Origin of the sequence: Tamlana carrageenivorans, assembly GCF_002893765.1 — a bacterium.
Lineage (GTDB): Bacteria > Bacteroidota > Bacteroidia > Flavobacteriales > Flavobacteriaceae > Pseudotamlana > Pseudotamlana carrageenivorans.
The window spans coordinates 3,516,962-3,535,253 of sequence record NZ_CP025938.1 but is presented as its reverse complement, the minus strand read 5'-3'; the positions used below and the strand labels follow the sequence as shown (position 1 = coordinate 3,535,253).

The 18,292-nt window shown below is 36.5% G+C and carries 12 protein-coding genes; 5 read left to right on the top strand and 7 right to left on the bottom strand.

What is annotated here, in order from left to right:
* Positions 1-166: 166 nt before the first annotated feature.
* Positions 167-937 carry a transposase gene (locus C1A40_RS18595; RefSeq protein ID WP_158651388.1) on the top strand — a complete coding sequence of 257 codons (771 nt, stop codon included), beginning with the start codon at positions 167-169 and terminating at the stop codon, positions 935-937.
* A complete protein-coding gene (locus C1A40_RS18590) occupies positions 925-1,347 on the top strand; it encodes a hypothetical protein (RefSeq protein ID WP_241910437.1) in 423 nt (140 codons plus the stop codon). Before C1A40_RS18595 ends, C1A40_RS18590 begins: the two co-directional genes overlap by 13 nt.
* A gap of 349 nt (positions 1,348-1,696) precedes the next feature.
* On the opposite strand, the gene C1A40_RS18240 is transcribed toward C1A40_RS18590, so the two are convergent.
* The 7 genes from C1A40_RS18240 to C1A40_RS15490 all read right to left on the bottom strand — a co-directional run bounded on the left by C1A40_RS18240 (position 1,697) and on the right by C1A40_RS15490 (position 13,582).
* Positions 1,697-1,873 carry a hypothetical protein gene (locus C1A40_RS18240; protein WP_158651387.1) on the bottom strand — a complete coding sequence of 59 codons (177 nt, stop codon included), beginning with the start codon at positions 1,871-1,873 and terminating at the stop codon, positions 1,697-1,699.
* A gap of 35 nt (positions 1,874-1,908) precedes the next feature.
* Positions 1,909-3,071 (bottom strand): IS3 family transposase gene (locus tag C1A40_RS15515; protein ID WP_102996033.1). Its coding sequence is split into 2 segments (ribosomal slippage): positions 1,909-2,834 and positions 2,834-3,071, totalling 1,164 coding nucleotides; the frame shifts between segments, so codons are not numbered across the junction.
* A gap of 34 nt (positions 3,072-3,105) precedes the next feature.
* Positions 3,106-4,152, bottom strand: coding sequence for an IS4 family transposase (locus tag C1A40_RS15510; protein ID WP_102996693.1), 1,047 nt, complete (start codon positions 4,150-4,152; stop codon positions 3,106-3,108).
* Positions 4,153-4,395: 243 nt separating this feature from the next.
* Positions 4,396-9,024: a T9SS type A sorting domain-containing protein gene (locus C1A40_RS15505; protein WP_158651386.1), complete on the bottom strand. Its 4,629-nt coding sequence runs from the start codon at positions 9,022-9,024 to the stop codon at positions 4,396-4,398.
* Between the two features lie 52 nt (positions 9,025-9,076).
* Positions 9,077-9,730 (bottom strand): phage tail protein, encoded by a 654-nt coding sequence (locus tag C1A40_RS15500; RefSeq protein WP_241910436.1) that lies wholly within the window; start codon positions 9,728-9,730, stop codon positions 9,077-9,079.
* Between the two features lie 238 nt (positions 9,731-9,968).
* A complete protein-coding gene (locus C1A40_RS15495; RefSeq protein WP_102994338.1) occupies positions 9,969-11,168 on the bottom strand; it encodes an IS4 family transposase in 1,200 nt (399 codons plus the stop codon).
* A gap of 131 nt (positions 11,169-11,299) precedes the next feature.
* Positions 11,300-13,582: a S9 family peptidase gene (locus C1A40_RS15490; RefSeq protein ID WP_102996691.1), complete on the bottom strand. Its 2,283-nt coding sequence runs from the start codon at positions 13,580-13,582 to the stop codon at positions 11,300-11,302.
* Positions 13,583-13,769: 187 nt separating this feature from the next.
* Between C1A40_RS15490 and C1A40_RS15485 the strand changes: the two genes are divergently transcribed.
* From C1A40_RS15485 to C1A40_RS15475, 3 genes are all read left to right on the top strand, one after another.
* Positions 13,770-14,969 carry an IS4 family transposase gene (locus C1A40_RS15485; RefSeq protein ID WP_102994338.1) on the top strand — a complete coding sequence of 400 codons (1,200 nt, stop codon included), beginning with the start codon at positions 13,770-13,772 and terminating at the stop codon, positions 14,967-14,969.
* 217 nt (positions 14,970-15,186) lie between these two features.
* Complete coding sequence (locus tag C1A40_RS15480; protein ID WP_102994338.1) at positions 15,187-16,386, top strand: IS4 family transposase; 1,200 nt, start codon at positions 15,187-15,189, stop codon at positions 16,384-16,386.
* Positions 16,387-16,655: 269 nt separating this feature from the next.
* Positions 16,656-18,209, top strand: a complete 1,554-nt coding sequence (locus tag C1A40_RS15475) for a DEAD/DEAH box helicase (RefSeq protein ID WP_102997234.1) — start codon at positions 16,656-16,658, stop codon at positions 18,207-18,209.
* The last annotated feature ends 83 nt before the right edge of the window (positions 18,210-18,292 follow it).

Genomic DNA, 18,292 nt, shown 5'->3' with positions numbered 1-18,292 from the left:
CTATAAAAAAAGCCTGTGAATTTTAAATAGATAGGCTTTTATTAGGCGTATTCAGAAAATGCCCTATCCCTTGTAAATACAGGTGTTTTTGCGTAAATTTAAGTACATAAAAACCCCAAAAAAGGCCGTTGAGAGCCAAAAACGGGGTTTTCTTATTCTTACATTTATGAAAATACAGAAAATTAGTGAATTTCAGCATGAGTTTTCATTTTTATCTTCTACAGAAAACTTTAATGCTTATTACCGTCGATTTTTAGAAAGTGATTTAGGAAAAATTTACAGCGCAATTCCATGGGATTCTTTAGTTGATACTTTTGGTATTAAAGAAAAAACTACAGGTAGCAAAATGCTGTTTAGTCCCAAAGGCAGAATAGCATTGATGTTTTTAAAGCATTACACTTGTAGCTCAGATAGGAAACTTATAGAGCAACTCAATAGTAATATTGATTATCAGTTTTTCTGTGACATACACTTGGGTTTTAATAGACTTACTAATTTTAAAATAGTCAGTCAAATACGTTGTGAATTGGCAGACAAGCTAGATATCGATTTATTAGAAAAGGACTTGTTTAATCATTGGAATAATCATATTGATTGTCAGAACCAAATTACTGTTGACGCCACTTGTTACGAGAGTGAGTGTCGTTATCCTACACCTCAAAAATTACTATGGGAAGCTGTAAATTGGCTTTATAAGCAGCTTAGAGAAACCTGTAAAATTTTAGGTATAAAAATGCAGCGTTCTAAATATAGAAAATGGAAGCATCGTTATACAGAATTTAGTAAAATGCGTCGAAAAACTAACAAAAAACGAAAACCACTCACAAGATCATTACTACATCTGCTTGACAAGTTTATAAAATTCGAACAAGAGCTTCGAGATACCTACAAAGTTCAATTTACAAAAAAAACTATTACCGTCGTGTGGCCATACTAAAAATAGTTTATACTCAGCAAAAAGCGTATTTTGAAATAGGAATCTCTCCCAAAGATAGAATTGTGAGTATTGATAAGGATTACCTCAGACCTATCGTACGAGGAAAAGAGGTCAAGCCTGTTGAATTTGGAGCCAAGGTTAACAAACTACAAATAGATGGTATTAATTTTATAGAACACTTAAGTTTTAATGCTTTTAATGAAGGTACACGGCTAAAGAGCTCTGTTTACAAGACACAATCACTAACAAAAAGGAAAGTGAAAATAGTAGGTGCAGATGCTATATATGCTACCAATAACAATAGAAATTTTGTAACTAAAAACAATATCAAAACAGACTTCAAGCGTAAAGGGAAACTTCCTAAAAACTATAAGCAAGAGAAACAACTTAAATCAGCAATTACCAAATAAAGAGCAACTAGATTAGAAGGAAGTTTTGGAAAGGAAAAGGAACATTACCATCTCAAACGCATAAAAGCTAAAACAAAAGCTACCGAAACCCTTTGGATATTCTTTGGAATACATACCGCAAATGCTCTAGAAATTGGTAGGCGAATGCAAAAAAACGAGTTCAAATAGCGGCCTAAATTTTAGTTATTATAAAATTTTACAGGGATAGCTATGTCTTGTTACCACCTCAAAACTATTACATAGTAGGATTTTAATTATTGTTGTCCGATAAAAAACAGAATTAGCTAAAAAAGCTTTGGTGTTGGCCTTTTTTATTGATCGCACTCTTTATTTTGAAAACAGAACCTCCTTATGGGTCAAAAAGGCTTAATTGCCCAATGTTTTTGGTTGTAATCTCTTCCCAATTAGCTTCTGGGTTTTTCAGGAATTTGAACAAATCGATATATGTCATCAAATGGTATCGTATGACGGACATCATATTGGAATAAGCCCAGTTTCTTTGGGCTTTTCTTTGGATCACAAGCATAATGGACTACCTAATAAATTTGGTGCTATTTTATACTAAGCAGCTTTGTTAATAAATCCTTTTAATTGTAATTCTTTTTCAAGAGGCGTCATGTATCCTAAACTAGAATGTAATCTTTGAGTGTTATACCAGTTTAAATATTGATCAATAGATTTGTATAATTGATTATAAGACGTATACTTAAATCTGTTAATCCACTCATATTTAATGGTTTTAAAAAAACTTTCAGCTACAGCATTATCCCAGCAATTTCCCTTTCTACTCATGCTTTGTATCACTTTTTGATTAAAAAAGAACATATTTGTGATTCTGTTGGATGCATATTGCACACCCCTGTCCGAATGAAAAATACACTGCTGGTTTATCACTCTGTTTCTTCTAGCATCAACCCAGGCCTTTAAAACCGTATTCTCAGTAGTCATATCTTCACTTAAAGACCAGCCTATTATTTTTCTATCAGCCAAATCCATTATCGTGGTTAAATAGTTCCATTGTTGATTAACTCTTATATACGTAATGTCAGAGACTAATTTGTAGCCTAAAGAAAAACTGGTAAAATCCCTGTCTAATTCATTTTTAGCTGTTTTTAGAGAATGATTTGAATCCGTAGTTACCACAAATTTCTTATTCAATACACTTCTTAGTCCCATTTCTTTCATAAGTAACCCCACATATGAACGGGAATAAAAAAGCTTTTCTCGTTCAAGTTGTTTTTGAATTCGATAGCTACCATAAATCTGTTTACTATTGTCAAATATAGCTTCGATTCTGTCTTTTAAAAATGATTTAGAGGAATTAACCTTTAAGGTGTCTTTGGTTTTAAGCCAATGGTAATAAGCATTTTTACTAACCTTCATGCATTTGCACATCTTTTCGACAGGATAAGTATTTTTGTTTGATAAAATGAAGTTATACCTTATCTGTCGCTCTTGGAAAAGATGCTCACCGCCTTTTTTAAGATGTCACGTTCCATTTTAACATCTCTTAATTCCTTTTTTAATGCTATAAGTTCTTGATGTTCTTTGGATTTAGGTTCATTTTTAGAAAAATCTCCTCCTTTTAAATCATACTCTTGTTTCCATCTATTAATAACACTTGTATGAACTCCATATTCTTCACTCAGTTGTTTTGTTGGTATACCAGATTTGGATAAATCTAATATCATCGATTTAAACTCGTTGTCATATTTTTTTTCCATAATTCAAATATAGTTTATACTCTATATAAAACCGTCACAACAAAGGTAGACACTTCATAATGAGCTGGATTATCAAACTGACCCAGATTTGTATTTCGATGGCATTTTGATTGTCTCTCAAAAAATACTTTAGCGGAAAGTTCTGTTTAAGCCGCTTAAACATCGTCTCAATCTGCCACCTATTTTTATAGATGTCGGCTATTTTGTCTGCGTCAAGATCATAATTATTGGTGATGAACTCATAGACTTTTTGGTGCTTTTCGTGCCAAAAAGCGATTCTCCTCAGGGAAAAAGCGTTGCCGTTTTTATCCGTAAGCCCTATTTTTTCGTCCTTTAAGACAGCATCGTCCACTTTATTGGAGATATCAAACTCTTCAAGGCTTGTATAGCGAGCATTGTCCTTTTGCCGAGTCACAAAGTAAACATCTTCCAGTGTCCATTTTTGGTATTGCTCATAATCCACATACCCTTTGTCAAAAACCACATAAGAGCCCTTCTTGAGTTCCAGGTCTTTTAAAAAGGTGTGGTCGTGCGTGGCCGCGCTTGAAAACTTAATCAGACAAGGAACGTCTTCCATGGCGTTTATCATAGTATGCATCTTGATACCTCCTTTCTTTTTGCCGTTGAGCGGGTTCCTTCCTACACCTTTAAGAATGTCACTAAATAGGGGTATGGTCGAGGAATCAACGATTTTAAGGTTCTTTACTGCAGGTTCTAAGGGTCTGCTGTCCGATAAAAAGCGATGGTAACGTTTGTAGAGTAAATGATAAATATCGGCAAATACTTCAGAGCTTCTTCTCCTGTTAGCATCTGACAAGGTACTGCGTTTTGGAAAGTCCGTGAGTCCTAGATGGTTGATCTTTCCCTCGCAGGCAAGCATAATACTGGAAACCTCACGAAGTGAGCTACAGCCACTGATCACGGTAAATACCATAGTGGCCAAATGCTCATAGGTGGTAAACTTTTTGGTATAGCGATCGCTGTTGTGCTTTTTGGCTGTCCGATGAACATCTTTGGGCAAAATGAAATTTAATACCTGTTTGATTATGGGTTGTCCGCTAAAGTTTTTACTTTTATTCATATCTTAGATGTGTGATAACTTCAAGATACAAAATAAGCGGGAAATCCTATCTTGGAAATCCCGCTTTTAAAATCTTTTATCGGACACTAATGATAAAAAAAAACAAAAAACCAAGACTGATATTTAATCAATTCTTGGTTTTTAATATCTGAGTATTACTCAATTGAGCTAAATTCTGAATGCGCCTTATTAGATTAAAGTGTCAACAATTTTAGCTCCTTAAAGAAAAGGTGTTTACTTTAACTATTTGGTAATTATTAGTTTTTTAGAAACTCCATTTGCTGCTCTAACAAAATACATACCTTCGCTTAAATTTCCAACATAAACAGTTTTCTCTGTGTCAGATTTTGCTTTGAATATTTTAACAATCTGCCCAAGTTGATTAACTATTTGAAAATCGTCACCTAAATTAGATTTTATTGTTAAATTATTTGAGGCAGGGATGGGATACATTGAAAAATAAAATTTATTTTTCTCTAAATTTGATATAGATAGCGTAGTTACAGTTATGCACATAGATTCGACTTGGCAACCACCTAGAATAATTTTTACTTTATAATTTCCTTTAGCTGTTGCGGTATAACTTTGATTTGTTTCTTTTATCAATAAAGTATCAGAATTACTACACTCATACCATTGATACGTAGCTCCAGTTTGATTTGCTGTTAACATATTTACATTTTGCGTTACGCTATCATCTAAATTATTAATTAATGTTAAACTTTCACTTGAAGAACTAGCACATCCATTCGCATCAGTGATGGTAACAGTATAATTGCCAGCAGAAACACCTGCTATTGTAGCGGTAGTTGCAGAGTTACTCCATAAATAAGAATACGGTGCAGTTCCGCCAGAAGCAGAAGCTGTAGCACTACCATCGGAACCACCATTGCAACTCACATTGTTATTAATAGTTGTACTTGCTACTAAAGCAGCAGGCTCTGCAATCGTTGCAGAAGTATTAGTAGCACATCCATTCGCATCAGTGATGGTAACAGTATAATTGCCAGCAGAAACACCTGCTATTGTAGCGGTAGTTGCAGAGTTACTCCATAAATAAGAATACGGTGCAGTTCCGCCAGAAGCAGAAGCTGTAGCGCTACCATCGGAACCACCATTGCAACTCACATTGTTATTAATAGTTGTACTTGCTACTAAAGCAGCAGGCTCTGCAATCGTTGCAGAAGTAATAGCAGCACATCCATTCGCATCAGTGATGGTAACAGTATAATTGCCAGCAGAAACACCTGCTATTGCAGCGGTAGTTGCAGAGTTACTCCATAAATAAGAATACGGTGCAGTTCCGCCAGAAGCAGAAGCTGTAGCACTACCATCGGAACCACCATTGCAACTCACATTGTTATTAATAGTTGTACTTGCTACTAAAGCAGCAGGCTCTGCAATCGTTGCAGAAGTATTAGTAGCACATCCATTCGCATCAGTGATGGTAACAGTATAATTGCCAGCAGAAACACCTGCTATTGTAGCGGTAGTTGCAGAGTTACTCCATAAATAAGAATACGGTGCAGTTCCGCCAGAAGCAGAAGCTGTAGCACTACCATCGGAACCACCATTGCAACTCACATTGTTATTAATAGTTGTACTTGCTACTAAAGCAGCAGGCTCTGCAATCGTTGCAGAAGTAATAGCAGCACATCCATTCGCATCAGTGATGGTAACAGTATAATTGCCAGCAGAAACACCTGCTATTGTAGCGGTAGTTGCAGAGTTACTCCATAAATAAGAATACGGTGCAGTTCCGCCAGAAGCAGAAGCTGTAGCACTACCATCGGAACCACCATTGCAACTCACATTGTTATTAATAGTTGTACTTGCTACTAAAGCAGCAGGCTCTGCAATCGTTGCAGAAGTAATAGCAGCACATCCATTCGCATCAGTGATGGTAACAGTATAATTGCCAGCAGAAACACCTGCTATTGCAGCGGTAGTTGCAGAGTTACTCCATAAATAAGAATACGGTGCAGTTCCGCCAGAAGCAGAAGCTGTAGCACTACCATCGGAACCACCATTGCAACTCACATTGTTATTAATAGTTGTACTTGCTACTAAAGCAGCAGGCTCTGCAATCGTTGCAGAAGTATTAGTAGCACATCCATTCGCATCAGTGATGGTAACAGTATAATTGCCAGCAGAAACACCTGCTATTGTAGCGGTAGTTGCAGAGTTACTCCATAAATAAGAATACGGTGCAGTTCCGCCAGAAGCAGAAGCTGTAGCGCTACCATCGGAACCACCATTGCAACTCACATTGTTATTAATAGTTGTACTTGCTACTAAAGCAGCAGGCTCTGCAATCGTTGCAGAAGTAATAGCAGCACATCCATTCGCATCAGTGATGGTAACAGTATAATTGCCAGCAGAAACACCTGCTATTGTAGCGGTAGTTGCAGAGTTACTCCATAAATAAGAATACGGTGCAGTTCCTCCAGAAGCAGAAGCTGTAGCACTACCATCGGAACCACCATTGCAACTCACATTGTTATTAATAGTTGTACTTGCTACTAAAGCAGCAGGCTCTGTAATCGTTGCAGAAGTATTAGTAGCACATCCATTCGCATCAGTGATGGTAACAGTATAATTGCCAGCAGAAACACCTGCTATTGCAGCGGTAGTTGCAGAGTTACTCCATAAATAAGAATACGGTGCAGTTCCGCCAGAAGCAGAAGCTGTAGCACTACCATCGGAACCACCATTGCAACTCACATTGTTATTAATAGTTGTACTTGCTACTAAAGCAGCAGGCTCTGCAATCGTTGCAGAAGTATTAGTAGCACATCCATTCGCATCAGTGATGGTAACAGTATAATTGCCAGCAGAAACACCTGCTATTGTAGCGGTAGTTGCAGAGTTACTCCATAAATAAGAATACGGTGCAGTTCCGCCAGAAGTAGAAGCTGTAGCACTACCATCGGAACCACCATTGCAACTCACATTGTTATTAATAGTTGTACTTGCTACTAAAGCAGCAGGCTCTGTAATCGTTGCAGAAGTATTAGTAGCACATCCATTCGCATCAGTGATGGTAACAGTATAATTGCCAGCAGAAACACCTGCTATTGTAGCGGTAGTTGCAGAGTTACTCCATAAATAAGAATACGGTGCAGTTCCGCCAGAAGCAGAAGCTGTAGCACTACCATCGGAACCACCATTGCAACTCACATTGTTATTAATAGTTGTACTTGCTACTAAAGCAGCAGGCTCTGTAATCGTTGCAGAAGTATTAGTAGCACATCCATTCGCATCAGTGATGGTAACAGTATAATTGCCAGCAGAAACACCTGCTATTGCAGCGGTAGTTGCAGAGTTACTCCATAAATAAGAATACGGTGCAGTTCCGCCAGAAGCAGAAGCTGTAGCACTACCATCGGAACCACCATTGCAACTCACATTGTTATTAATAGTTGTACTTGCTACTAAAGCAGCAGGCTCTGCAATCGTTGCAGAAGTATTAGTAGCACATCCATTCGCATCAGTGATGGTAACAGTATAATTGCCAGCAGAAACACCTGCTATTGTAGCGGTAGTTGCAGAGTTACTCCATAAATAAGAATACGGTGCAGTTCCGCCAGAAGTAGAAGCTGTAGCACTACCATCGGAACCACCATTGCAACTCACATTGTTATTAATAGTTGTACTTGCTACTAAAGCAGCAGGCTCTGTAATCGTTGCAGAAGTATTAGTAGCACATCCATTCGCATCAGTGATGGTAACAGTATAATTGCCAGCAGAAACACCTGCTATTGCAGCGGTAGTTGCAGAGTTACTCCATAAATAAGAATACGGTGCAGTTCCGCCAGAAGCAGAAGCTGTAGCACTACCATCGGAACCACCATTGCAACTTATATTTGTTTGTGATGAAATAAAAGGTGAAACGGATGTTGCATTTATGGTTACTGTAGCACAAGTAGAAGGAGTTATACAACCTCCTTCACCTCTAATATAATATGTTGTACTTGGTGACCCAGGAGTAACGTTAAAAGAAGAAGTGTTAGTAGATCCAACAAGTGTACCTCCGCAAGAACCAGTATAAATATGCCATTGTGTAGCATCATTTAGATTACCTACAATATTTAAAGTTGCAGTTGCTCCCAAACATACAGTGGTTGCTGAAGGTGTAATTGTAGGGATATCTGGATCTGTACAAGGTATCGATACTGAGAAAAGTGTTGATGATATTCCAAACGCTATGTCATTATCATATTCCCAATTCGAAATATTCATAATAGCAGCTAAAATAGCAGATTTATCGCCAGAATGTAATGCGCTAGGTTTGTAACGGGCATTATCAACTTCTGATTGAACCCCATCAGGATATAATCCAAGTGCATTAGTTCCGTTAGTTAAAGAACTAGGTAAGATAGAATTTGAAGTTGAGGCTGCACTTTGCCATGCATCGCCTGGAGTTCCAAATGAACCTGCGTTTGCACTAATACCGGTAATAAAATCATTTACAGTAGGTGAGCCTTGAGTACCTTGATGGATAAATAAATTATCACCAGCTGTTCCAAGCATATTATTCGTAGGAGAATTAATGCCAACGGAAACCATATTTCCCAACGTATTACCACTAGAAAAAGTTAACGTTTCTAAAGCTGTATTGTAAGATATTTCTTCTCCTGGAGCTATAGCAGATGTTGCCGTAAATTTTAATTCAGACTCATTCGTTTGCAGGCTGGATCCATTCCAAGCTTCATCAGTTATATAAAAAACAGTACCATTTTCTAAAGATGTTAAAACAAGAAAAGAAAATGAATCATCGTCCATTTGAATTCTAGTAAAAACAAGATCACCTTTTGTTAAAGTGGTTTGAGAAAAAACAGGATTACTAACCGTGGCTAAAAATAAAAACAAAACTATTGTTTTTAAATATTTAAAATAATTATTTGTCATTTGGATAGATATATTAATTTCTTGAAGGAAATGTTCCAAAAAGACAGATTATATAATTGATTCCTAAATAAGGATTTCTATTATTAAAAGATTGCTGTCCGCCATTGCTAGAAACAGTTACAATGCCTTGAACATTTGTTATGCCATTGGCTAAGGTCGCATCAGAATATGCATTACTATACAGCATATTAGCGCCTCCAATATTAGGGATGGCAAGTTTGTTATTTGTTGGGTCGTCTGTGTTTGCTTCATCGGCTACAGCTGGAATGGTTGAAACACCATGTGTTTGTGTAAAGGTTGCCGTATGTGTGTGACTAGGCATATTTAAAATATTTAAAGTAATATTTTCTTTTCCTGATCTTTCACCAGCTTTAATTGTTGATAATCCCGCACCTGTTCCAACGCCTACAGGGGCTCTACCGCGCAAGTCGGGTAGAGCAAAAGTTGTTCTACCATCACCACCATAAGTGGTGCCTATTATGGCAAATAGAGCTGTATTTTGAGCAATAGACAATAATTGACCATCACAAAACGCCCAATTTCTTGGAGCAAAACTCCCAGCAAACATTTTTACTTCCCCAATAAACCCTTCTTGTTGAGCTTCAGATTTTTGGGCAAACAATAGTAATACCATAAGCAGCCCAATAATTTTAATTTTCACTTTCATAATTAATGAATTATTTGGTTAATATTACTTGCAAATATATTGTAAAAGCCTACATTTACACAAATATAGACCTACAAGTTTAAGTTTTTGTAATAAAAACCTTATTCGCAAATAATTTCATTTGAAATTATGAGTATTTTAAATTATTGTTGTCCGATAAAAAACAGAATTAGCTAAAAAAGCTTTGGTGTTGGCCTTTTTTATTGATCGCACTCTTTATTTTGAAAACAGAACCTCCTTATGGGTCAAAAAGGCTTAATTGCCCAATGTTTTTGGTTGTAATCTCTTCCCAATTAGCTTCTGGGTTTTTCAGGAATTTGAACAAATCGATATATGTCATCAAATGGTATCGTATGACGGACATCATATTGGAATAAGCCCAGTTTCTTTGGGCTTTTCTTTGGATCACAAGCATAATGAGCTGGATTATCAAACTGACCCAGATTTGTATTTCGATGGCATTTTGATTGTCTCCCAAAAAATACTTTAGCGGAAAGTTCTGTTTAAGCCGCTTGAACATCGTCTCAATCTGCCACCTATTTTTATAGATGTCGGCTATTTTGTCTGCATCAAGATCATAATTATTAGTGATGAACTCATAAACTTTTTGGTGCTTTTCGTGCCAAAAAGCGATTCTCCTCAGGGAAAAAGCATTGCCGTTTTTGTCCGTAAGCCCTATTTTTTCGTCCTTTAAGACAGCATCGTCCACTTTATTGGAGATATCAAACTCTTCAAGGCTTGTATAGCGAGCATTGTCCTTTTGCCGAGTCACAAAGTAAACATCTTCCAGTGTCCATTTTTGGTATTGCTCATAATCCACATACCCTTTGTCAAAAACCACATAAGAGCCCTTCTTGAGTTCCAGGTCTTTTAAAAAGGTGTGGTCGTGCGTGGCCGCGCTTGAAAACTTAATCAGACAAGGAACGTCTTCCATGGCGTTTATCATAGTATGCATCTTGATACCTCCTTTCTTTTTGCCGTTGAGCGGGTTCCTTCCTACACCTTTAAGAATGTCACTAAATAGGGGTATGGTCGAGGAATCAACGATTTTAAGGTTCTTCACTGCAGGTTCTAAGGGTCTGCTGTCCGATAAAAAGCGATGGTAACGTTTGTAGAGTAAATGATAAATATCGGCAAATACTTCAGAGCTTCTTCTCCTGTTAGCATCTGACAAGGTACTGCGTTTTGGAAAGTCCGTGAGTCCTAGATGGTTGATCTTTCCCTCGCAGGCAAGCATAATACTGGAAACCTCACGAAGTGAGCTACAGCCACTGATCACGGTAAATACCATAGTGGCCAAATGCTCATAGGTGGTAAACTTTTTGGTATAGCGATCGCTGTTGTGCTTTTTGGCTGTCCGATGAACATCTTTGGGCAAAATGAAATTTAATACCTGTTTGATTATGGGTTGTCCGCTAAAGTTTTTACTTTTATTCATATCTTGGATGTGTGATAACTTCAAGATACAAAATAAGCGGGAAATCCTATCTTGGAAATCCCGCTTTTTAAATCTTTTATCGGACACTAATGTGTTTAAACCCAAGGCTTTACTTTTTATAAATACTTGAATTAGTTATTTAAATGTTTGGCGTAAAAACCCATCATAGCCTTGTAAAGATCTAGTCGGTTTTCTTCTTTATGAAATCCGTGGCCCTCATCATATTTAACCATATAAGGCACATCTACACCTTTTTCTCTAAGCGCCTTCACGATTTGATCCGATTCATCAATATTCACTCTTGGGTCGTTAGCTCCTTGAACTACAAAAAGTGGTTTTTTAATTTTATCGATGTGATATGCCGGAGAAACTTCTTCCATGATTACTTTTTCAGAAGCAACTTCTTCATCATACCAAATTTCTTTCATGATTTTTAAATAAGGTTTCCAGTATGGAGGGATGGTATTCATAAAAGTAAATAAGTTAGAAACACCTACATAATCGACACCACAAGTGTATAAATCTGGAGTTTTTGTTAATCCGCGTAATACAGCATAACCACCATGACTACCACCATAAATAGCGACATTGTTTTTATCAACCCAACCTTTTTTTACCACATAACGCAAACCATCTTCAACATCATCCATAGCTTTTCTTCCAATTTGTTTGAACCCAGATTCTAAAAATGATTTACCATAACCACCAGAAATTCTAAAGTTTACTTGCAGCGTAGCATAACCACGACTAGCAAAAAGTTGTGCTTCAGGGTTGAATCCCCACGAATCACGTATGCCTTGAGGTCCGCCATGAGGGTTAACAATTACGGGAACTTTTTTACCATCTATAGCTGCTTTAGGTAATGTAATATACCCATGAATGTGCATGCCATCTCTACTTTTAAAAGAAATAGGGCGCATTTCGGCCATGTCTTCTTCCTTAAGATTTGGCATTAAATTGTAAAGTAATTTAAATTCATCTTTAATAGGGTCGTAAGCATAATACATCCCGTATAATTTATCGCTTTGAAGGAAAATTAAATATTTGTCTTCTTCATCGGTTACACCAGCAATAGAGTAGTTGTAATTAGGAAACTTAGTCGTAAGTTTTTTGTGAAGTTTTTTAAAATAATCACTTACAGGAACAATTTCTTGTTTTTCACCTTCATAAGCAAAATAATCTAATTCGTAAGTTCTCTTTTTAGATAGCCTTAAACCAGATACATCAAATTCTTTATTTGAAAATAATTTTTTAATAACCTTATCTTCTTTTAAATCATATAAATAGATTTCCGTTTTATCGGTATCTAAATTTGAAACCACGTAGGCGTCATGAGGATTCTCGGTGGCATAGTTAAAAGAAATGATACTAAAAGTTTGTTTCCAGTTTAATTTCTTTTTGATTTCATAATTCTTACCATCCGTGGTGTAATATAAATCCATGTTAACCCCATCACGTAATCTTGAAAACCCACGAAGCTTACCGTCTTTATCAAATTCGTATCCATCAATTGGATTGGCAGCATCATCATTTTTGTAAAGCTGAACCAATTCTCCAGTGGTTATATTGATTTTATAAGGTTCAAAAATTTGCGGATTATTTTGATTCATAGAAATAATCATATGCTCTTTATCCTCTTTTAAACTATTGAGAATATTCACTTTTACACCATCAAAAGGCGTTAGTTCGGTTTGCTTGCTTCCATCTAAGTTTACAGCAAATAAATGGTAGTTTTCATTACCGCCTTTATCCATGATATAAACCAGTCGGTTGTTGTTAGCCCATCCAAAAGCACGAATTAATTCATCTTCTTCCTTAATAACCTGGGTTACCTTATCGGTTTCAAGGCTTTTAACATAAACGTGGTTTTTAGCATTTTCATCTTTTTCTTTATACGCTAAGTAATCACCATTAGGAGAAAAGGAAAAAGCGCTGGCCTTAGGTTTTGCAAAATAATCTTCAACCGAATACTTATAATTGCCCTTATCGTAATGCATGAGTTTTTCTAATTCTGCTTCCGATGATGGTAAATCTGTGTTTCCAGGCAAGGTTTTTACCGTTTTAGTTAGAACTAAAGGCAGTTCTTGTCCGCCCTGAAATAAAGTCCCATCAAAAACATCATTTTTAAAAGTTCCCACATATTTTAAAGCGGCTTGGTTAAATTTTATCGTAATCGTGTTATCTGCAAAAGTAACTTCATCCATAGGGATATCTGTTGCGCCTTGAGCTGGACTATCCATGGTACAGCTAAGTTCTTCGCCTTCTTTAGAAATGTTAAACATTAGGGGGAGTTCTGTTTTTTGAACTGTGATTTTCCCCGCCCACGAACCTGTAATGTTTTGTGCGTTTGTTTGTATAATCATACTTAATACTAAGAATAAAGCACTGCTAATTTTTAAAATTGTTGTTGTCATTTGAATGTGTAAAGTTAAAAAATCTGAAAGGAGTTAATTAATAATGTTTATTAGAAGGGTGAAATTGTATTTTGTTACATTTTTTTAAAAAAAATCATTAGTGTCCGATAAAAGATTTTAAAAGCGGGATTTCCAAGATAGGATTTCCCGCTTATTTTGTATCTTGAAGTTATCACACATCCAAGATATGAATAAAAGTAAAAACTTTAGCGGACAACCCATAATCAAACAGGTATTAAATTTCATTTTGCCCAAAGATGTTCATCGGACAGCCAAAAAGCACAACAGCGATCGCTATACCAAAAAGTTTACCACCTATGAGCATTTGGCCACTATGGTATTTACCGTGATCAGTGGCTGTAGCTCACTTCGTGAGGTTTCCAGTATTATGCTTGCCTGCGAGGGAAAGATCAACCATCTAGGACTCACGGACTTTCCAAAACGCAGTACCTTGTCAGATGCTAACAGGAGAAGAAGCTCTGAAGTATTTGCCGATATTTATCATTTACTCTACAAACGTTACCATCGCTTTTTATCGGACAGCAGACCCTTAGAACCTGCAGTAAAGAACCTTAAAATCGTTGATTCCTCGACCATACCCCTATTTAGCGACATTCTTAAAGGTGTAGGAAGGAACCCGCTCAACGGCAAAAAGAAAGGAGGTATCAAGATGCATACTATGATAAACGCCATGGAAGACGTTCCTTGTCTGATTAAGTTTTCAAGCGCGGCCACGCACGACCACACCTTTTTAAAAGACCTGGAACTCAAGAAGGGCTCTTATGTGGTTTTTGACAAAGGGTATGTGGATTATGAGCAATACCAAAAATGGACACTGGAAGATGTTTACTTTGTGACTCGGCAAAAGGACAATGCTCGCTATACAAGCCTTGAAGAGTTTGATATCTCCAATAAAGTGGACGATGCTGTCTTAAAGGACGAAAAAATAGGGCTTACGGATAAAAACGGCAACGCTTTTTCCCTGAGGAGAATCGCTTTTTGGCACGAAAAGCACCAAAAAGTCTATGAGTTCATCACCAATAATTATGATCTTGACGCAGACAAAATAGCCGACATCTATAAAAATAGGTGGCAGATTGAGACGATGTTTAAGCGGCTTAAACAGAACTTTCCGCTAAAGTATTTTTTGGGAGACAATCAAAATGCCATCGAAATACAAATCTGGGTCAGTTTGATAATCCAGCTCATTATGCTTGTGATCCAAAGAAAAGCCCAAAGAAACTGGGCTTATTCCAATATGATGTCCGTCATACGATACCATTTGATGACATATATCGATTTGTTCAAATTCCTGAAAAACCCAGAAGCTAATTGGGAAGAGATTACAACCAAAAACATTGGGCAATTAAGCCTTTTTGACCCATAAGGAGGTTCTGTTTTCAAAATAAAGAGTGCGATCAATAAAAAAGGCCAACACCAAAGCTTTTTTAGCTAATTCTGTTTTTTATCGGACAATAATAAAAAAAAATGAACAATTTCAAGATTTAAAATCATTAGTGTCCGATAAAAGATTTTAAAAGCGGGATTTCCAAGATAGGATTTCCCGCTTATTTTGTATCTTGAAGTTATCACACATCCAAGATATGAATAAAAGTAAAAACTTTAGCGGACAACCCATAATCAAACAGGTATTAAATTTCATTTTGCCCAAAGATGTTCATCGGACAGCCAAAAAGCACAACAGCGATCGCTATACCAAAAAGTTTACCACCTATGAGCATTTGGCCACTATGGTATTTACCGTGATCAGTGGCTGTAGCTCACTTCGTGAGGTTTCCAGTATTATGCTTGCCTGCGAGGGAAAGATCAACCATCTAGGACTCACGGACTTTCCAAAACGCAGTACCTTGTCAGATGCTAACAGGAGAAGAAGCTCTGAAGTATTTGCCGATATTTATCATTTACTCTACAAACGTTACCATCGCTTTTTATCGGACAGCAGACCCTTAGAACCTGCAGTGAAGAACCTTAAAATCGTTGATTCCTCGACCATCCCCCTATTTAGTGACATTCTTAAAGGTGTAGGAAGGAACCCGCTCAACGGCAAAAAGAAAGGAGGTATCAAGATGCATACTATGATAAACGCCATGGAAGACGTTCCTTGTCTGATTAAGTTTTCAAGCGCGGCCACGCACGACCACACCTTTTTAAAAGACCTGGAACTCAAGAAGGGCTCTTATGTGGTTTTTGACAAAGGGTATGTGGATTATGAGCAATACCAAAAATGGACACTGGAAGATGTTTACTTTGTGACTCGGCAAAAGGACAATGCTCGCTATACAAGCCTTGAAGAGTTTGATATCTCCAATAAAGTGGACGATGCTGTCCTAAAGGACGAAAAAATAGGGCTTACGGACAAAAACGGCAACGCTTTTTCCCTGAGGAGAATCGCTTTTTGGCACGAAAAGCACCAAAAAGTTTATGAGTTCATCACTAATAATTATGATCTTGATGCAGACAAAATAGCCGACATCTATAAAAATAGGTGGCAGATTGAGACGATGTTCAAGCGGCTTAAACAGAACTTTCCGCTAAAGTATTTTTTGGGAGACAATCAAAATGCCATCGAAATACAAATCTGGGTCAGTTTGATAATCCAGCTCATTATGCTTGTGATCCAAAGAAAAGCCCAAAGAAACTGGGCTTATTCCAATATGATGTCCGTCATACGATACCATTTGATGACATATATCGATTTGTTCAAATTCCTGAAAAACCCAGAAGCTAATTGGGAAGAGATTACAACCAAAAACATTGGGCAATTAAGCCTTTTTGACCCATAAGGAGGTTCTGTTTTCAAAATAAAGAGTGCGATCAATAAAAAAGGCCAACACCAAAGCTTTTTTAGCTAATTCTGTTTTTTATCGGACAACAATAATTTAAAATAAAGATATCACTTTTTATCGCATTATTTTTAGTTTTCAACTTGCAATTAATGGCTTAATAATCTTTTGCTTAGTGAATACTATAAAAACACAACATAATTTTAAGTCAATTCATGTATGATAAACCCTTTAAAGATGTTATTTTTGCACGTCATAAAATTTTAAGCATGTCGGCAACAAAAGCGGAATTAGAAGAAAGAAAAGAAGGAAAAGATCTGTATAGCTATCAAAAAGGGGCAATAGATAAAATATTTAAAGCCTTTGAAGAGTCTCCAGATGATTATCATTTGCTATATCAGCTACCTACTGGTGGAGGGAAAACAGTAATTTTCTCTGAAATTGTTAGACAATATTTAAAGCACCATAAGAAAAAGGTTTTGGTCATGACCCACCGTATTGAGTTGTGTCGTCAAACATCGAAAGTGTTAACCGAATTTGGTGTTCATAATAAAGTGGTAGATAGTAAAGCAGATTTAAGTGATCAAGCCGATTACAGTTGCTTTGTAGCCATGGTTGAAACCCTAAACAACCGATTAAACGACGATAAACTTGATATTTCTGATATTGGATTAGTGATTATCGATGAGGCACACTACAATTCGTTTACAAAATTATTTAAATTCTTTAGCCAGTCGTTTATTTTAGGTGTTACCGCAACGCCTTTAAGTTCTAGCATTGAATTGCCAATGACCGATAATTATGATGAACTTATTGTAGGGGAGAGTATAGAGTCTCTAATTGAAAATGGCTTTTTAGCACGTGCCGAAATGTTTACTTATAACGTAGGTTTAACTTCGTTAGTGGTTGGAGCGAATGGTGATTATACGGTGAAATCATCGGAAGACTTGTATACCGACAATGACATGTTATCCAAATTGTTACAAGCTTACGAAGAACGCTCTAAAGGCAAGAAAACTTTAATTTTTAATAATGGTATTAATACCTCTTTACATGTTTATGATACCTTTAGAAGAGCCGGATATCCTATTGCACATTTAGATAATACCAATAGTAAAAAAGAGCGTGCTATGATATTAAAATGGTTTAAAAATACACCAGATGCCATTTTAACTTCGGTAAGTATTTTAACCACTGGTTTTGATGAACCTACCGTTGATAGTATCATCTTAAACAGAGCGACTAAATCCTTAACCCTTTACTATCAAATGATTGGTCGTGGGTCGCGTATATTGAAAAATAAGAAAACCTTTTCTGTAATCGATTTAGGAAATAACTTCCACAGATTTGGTCCTTGGGGTGAAGACCTAGATTGGCAACGTATTTTTAAATCGCCAACTTATTACTTAGATTCTATTTTAAGTGATGAAGATCTAGAGAGTAATTTTAGATATGAAATGCCGGATGACCTACGTGCTGAGTTTAGTAAATCTAAAGATGTGTATTTCGATATTCAAAAAACCTACGTGGATTCTATTAGAAATGGAGAATCTTCAAAAGTAGTATTAGAGCGTTCTATTGAGCAGCATGCTAAAATTTGTATTGAAAACAGTGAAGATGTATACGATGCCATTGCCTTAGCTAAAATGTTAGGCGATGATATCGATTTTAGAATTCAACGTTACACCAAGTGTATTAGTAAAAGTACTTATAACTTTGTAGATTGGTTAAAAGGGGATTATCGAAAAAAGCTAAATTCATATTTACGCTCTAATTTTGATGAAGTTTTTGAAGAAATCCATGGTTTTCCTCCAGAAGATTAAGTCATCCTTCTTAATAATAACATGAATAATTGTAGCTTACTTAAAATAAGCTTTATCTTTGCAGTATAATTAACACATTAAAT

Coding starts and splice junctions, on each gene's coding strand:
- C1A40_RS15490 (WP_102996691.1), bottom strand. CDS start 13,582: ATGACAACAACAATTTTAAAAATTAGCAGTGCTTTATTCTTAGTATTA.
- C1A40_RS15485 (WP_102994338.1), top strand. CDS start 13,770: ATGAATAAAAGTAAAAACTTTAGCGGACAACCCATAATCAAACAGGTA.
- C1A40_RS18240 (WP_158651387.1), bottom strand. CDS start 1,873: ATGCTTGTGATCCAAAGAAAAGCCCAAAGAAACTGGGCTTATTCCAAT.
- C1A40_RS15495 (WP_102994338.1), bottom strand. CDS start 11,168: ATGAATAAAAGTAAAAACTTTAGCGGACAACCCATAATCAAACAGGTA.
- C1A40_RS15475 (WP_102997234.1), top strand. CDS start 16,656: ATGTCGGCAACAAAAGCGGAATTAGAAGAAAGAAAAGAAGGAAAAGAT.
- C1A40_RS15480 (WP_102994338.1), top strand. CDS start 15,187: ATGAATAAAAGTAAAAACTTTAGCGGACAACCCATAATCAAACAGGTA.
- C1A40_RS15510 (WP_102996693.1), bottom strand. CDS start 4,152: ATGAATAAAAGTAAAAACTTTAGCGGACAACCCATAATCAAACAGGTA.
- C1A40_RS18595 (WP_158651388.1), top strand. CDS start 167: ATGAAAATACAGAAAATTAGTGAATTTCAGCATGAGTTTTCATTTTTA.
- C1A40_RS15500 (WP_241910436.1), bottom strand. CDS start 9,730: ATGAAAGTGAAAATTAAAATTATTGGGCTGCTTATGGTATTACTATTG.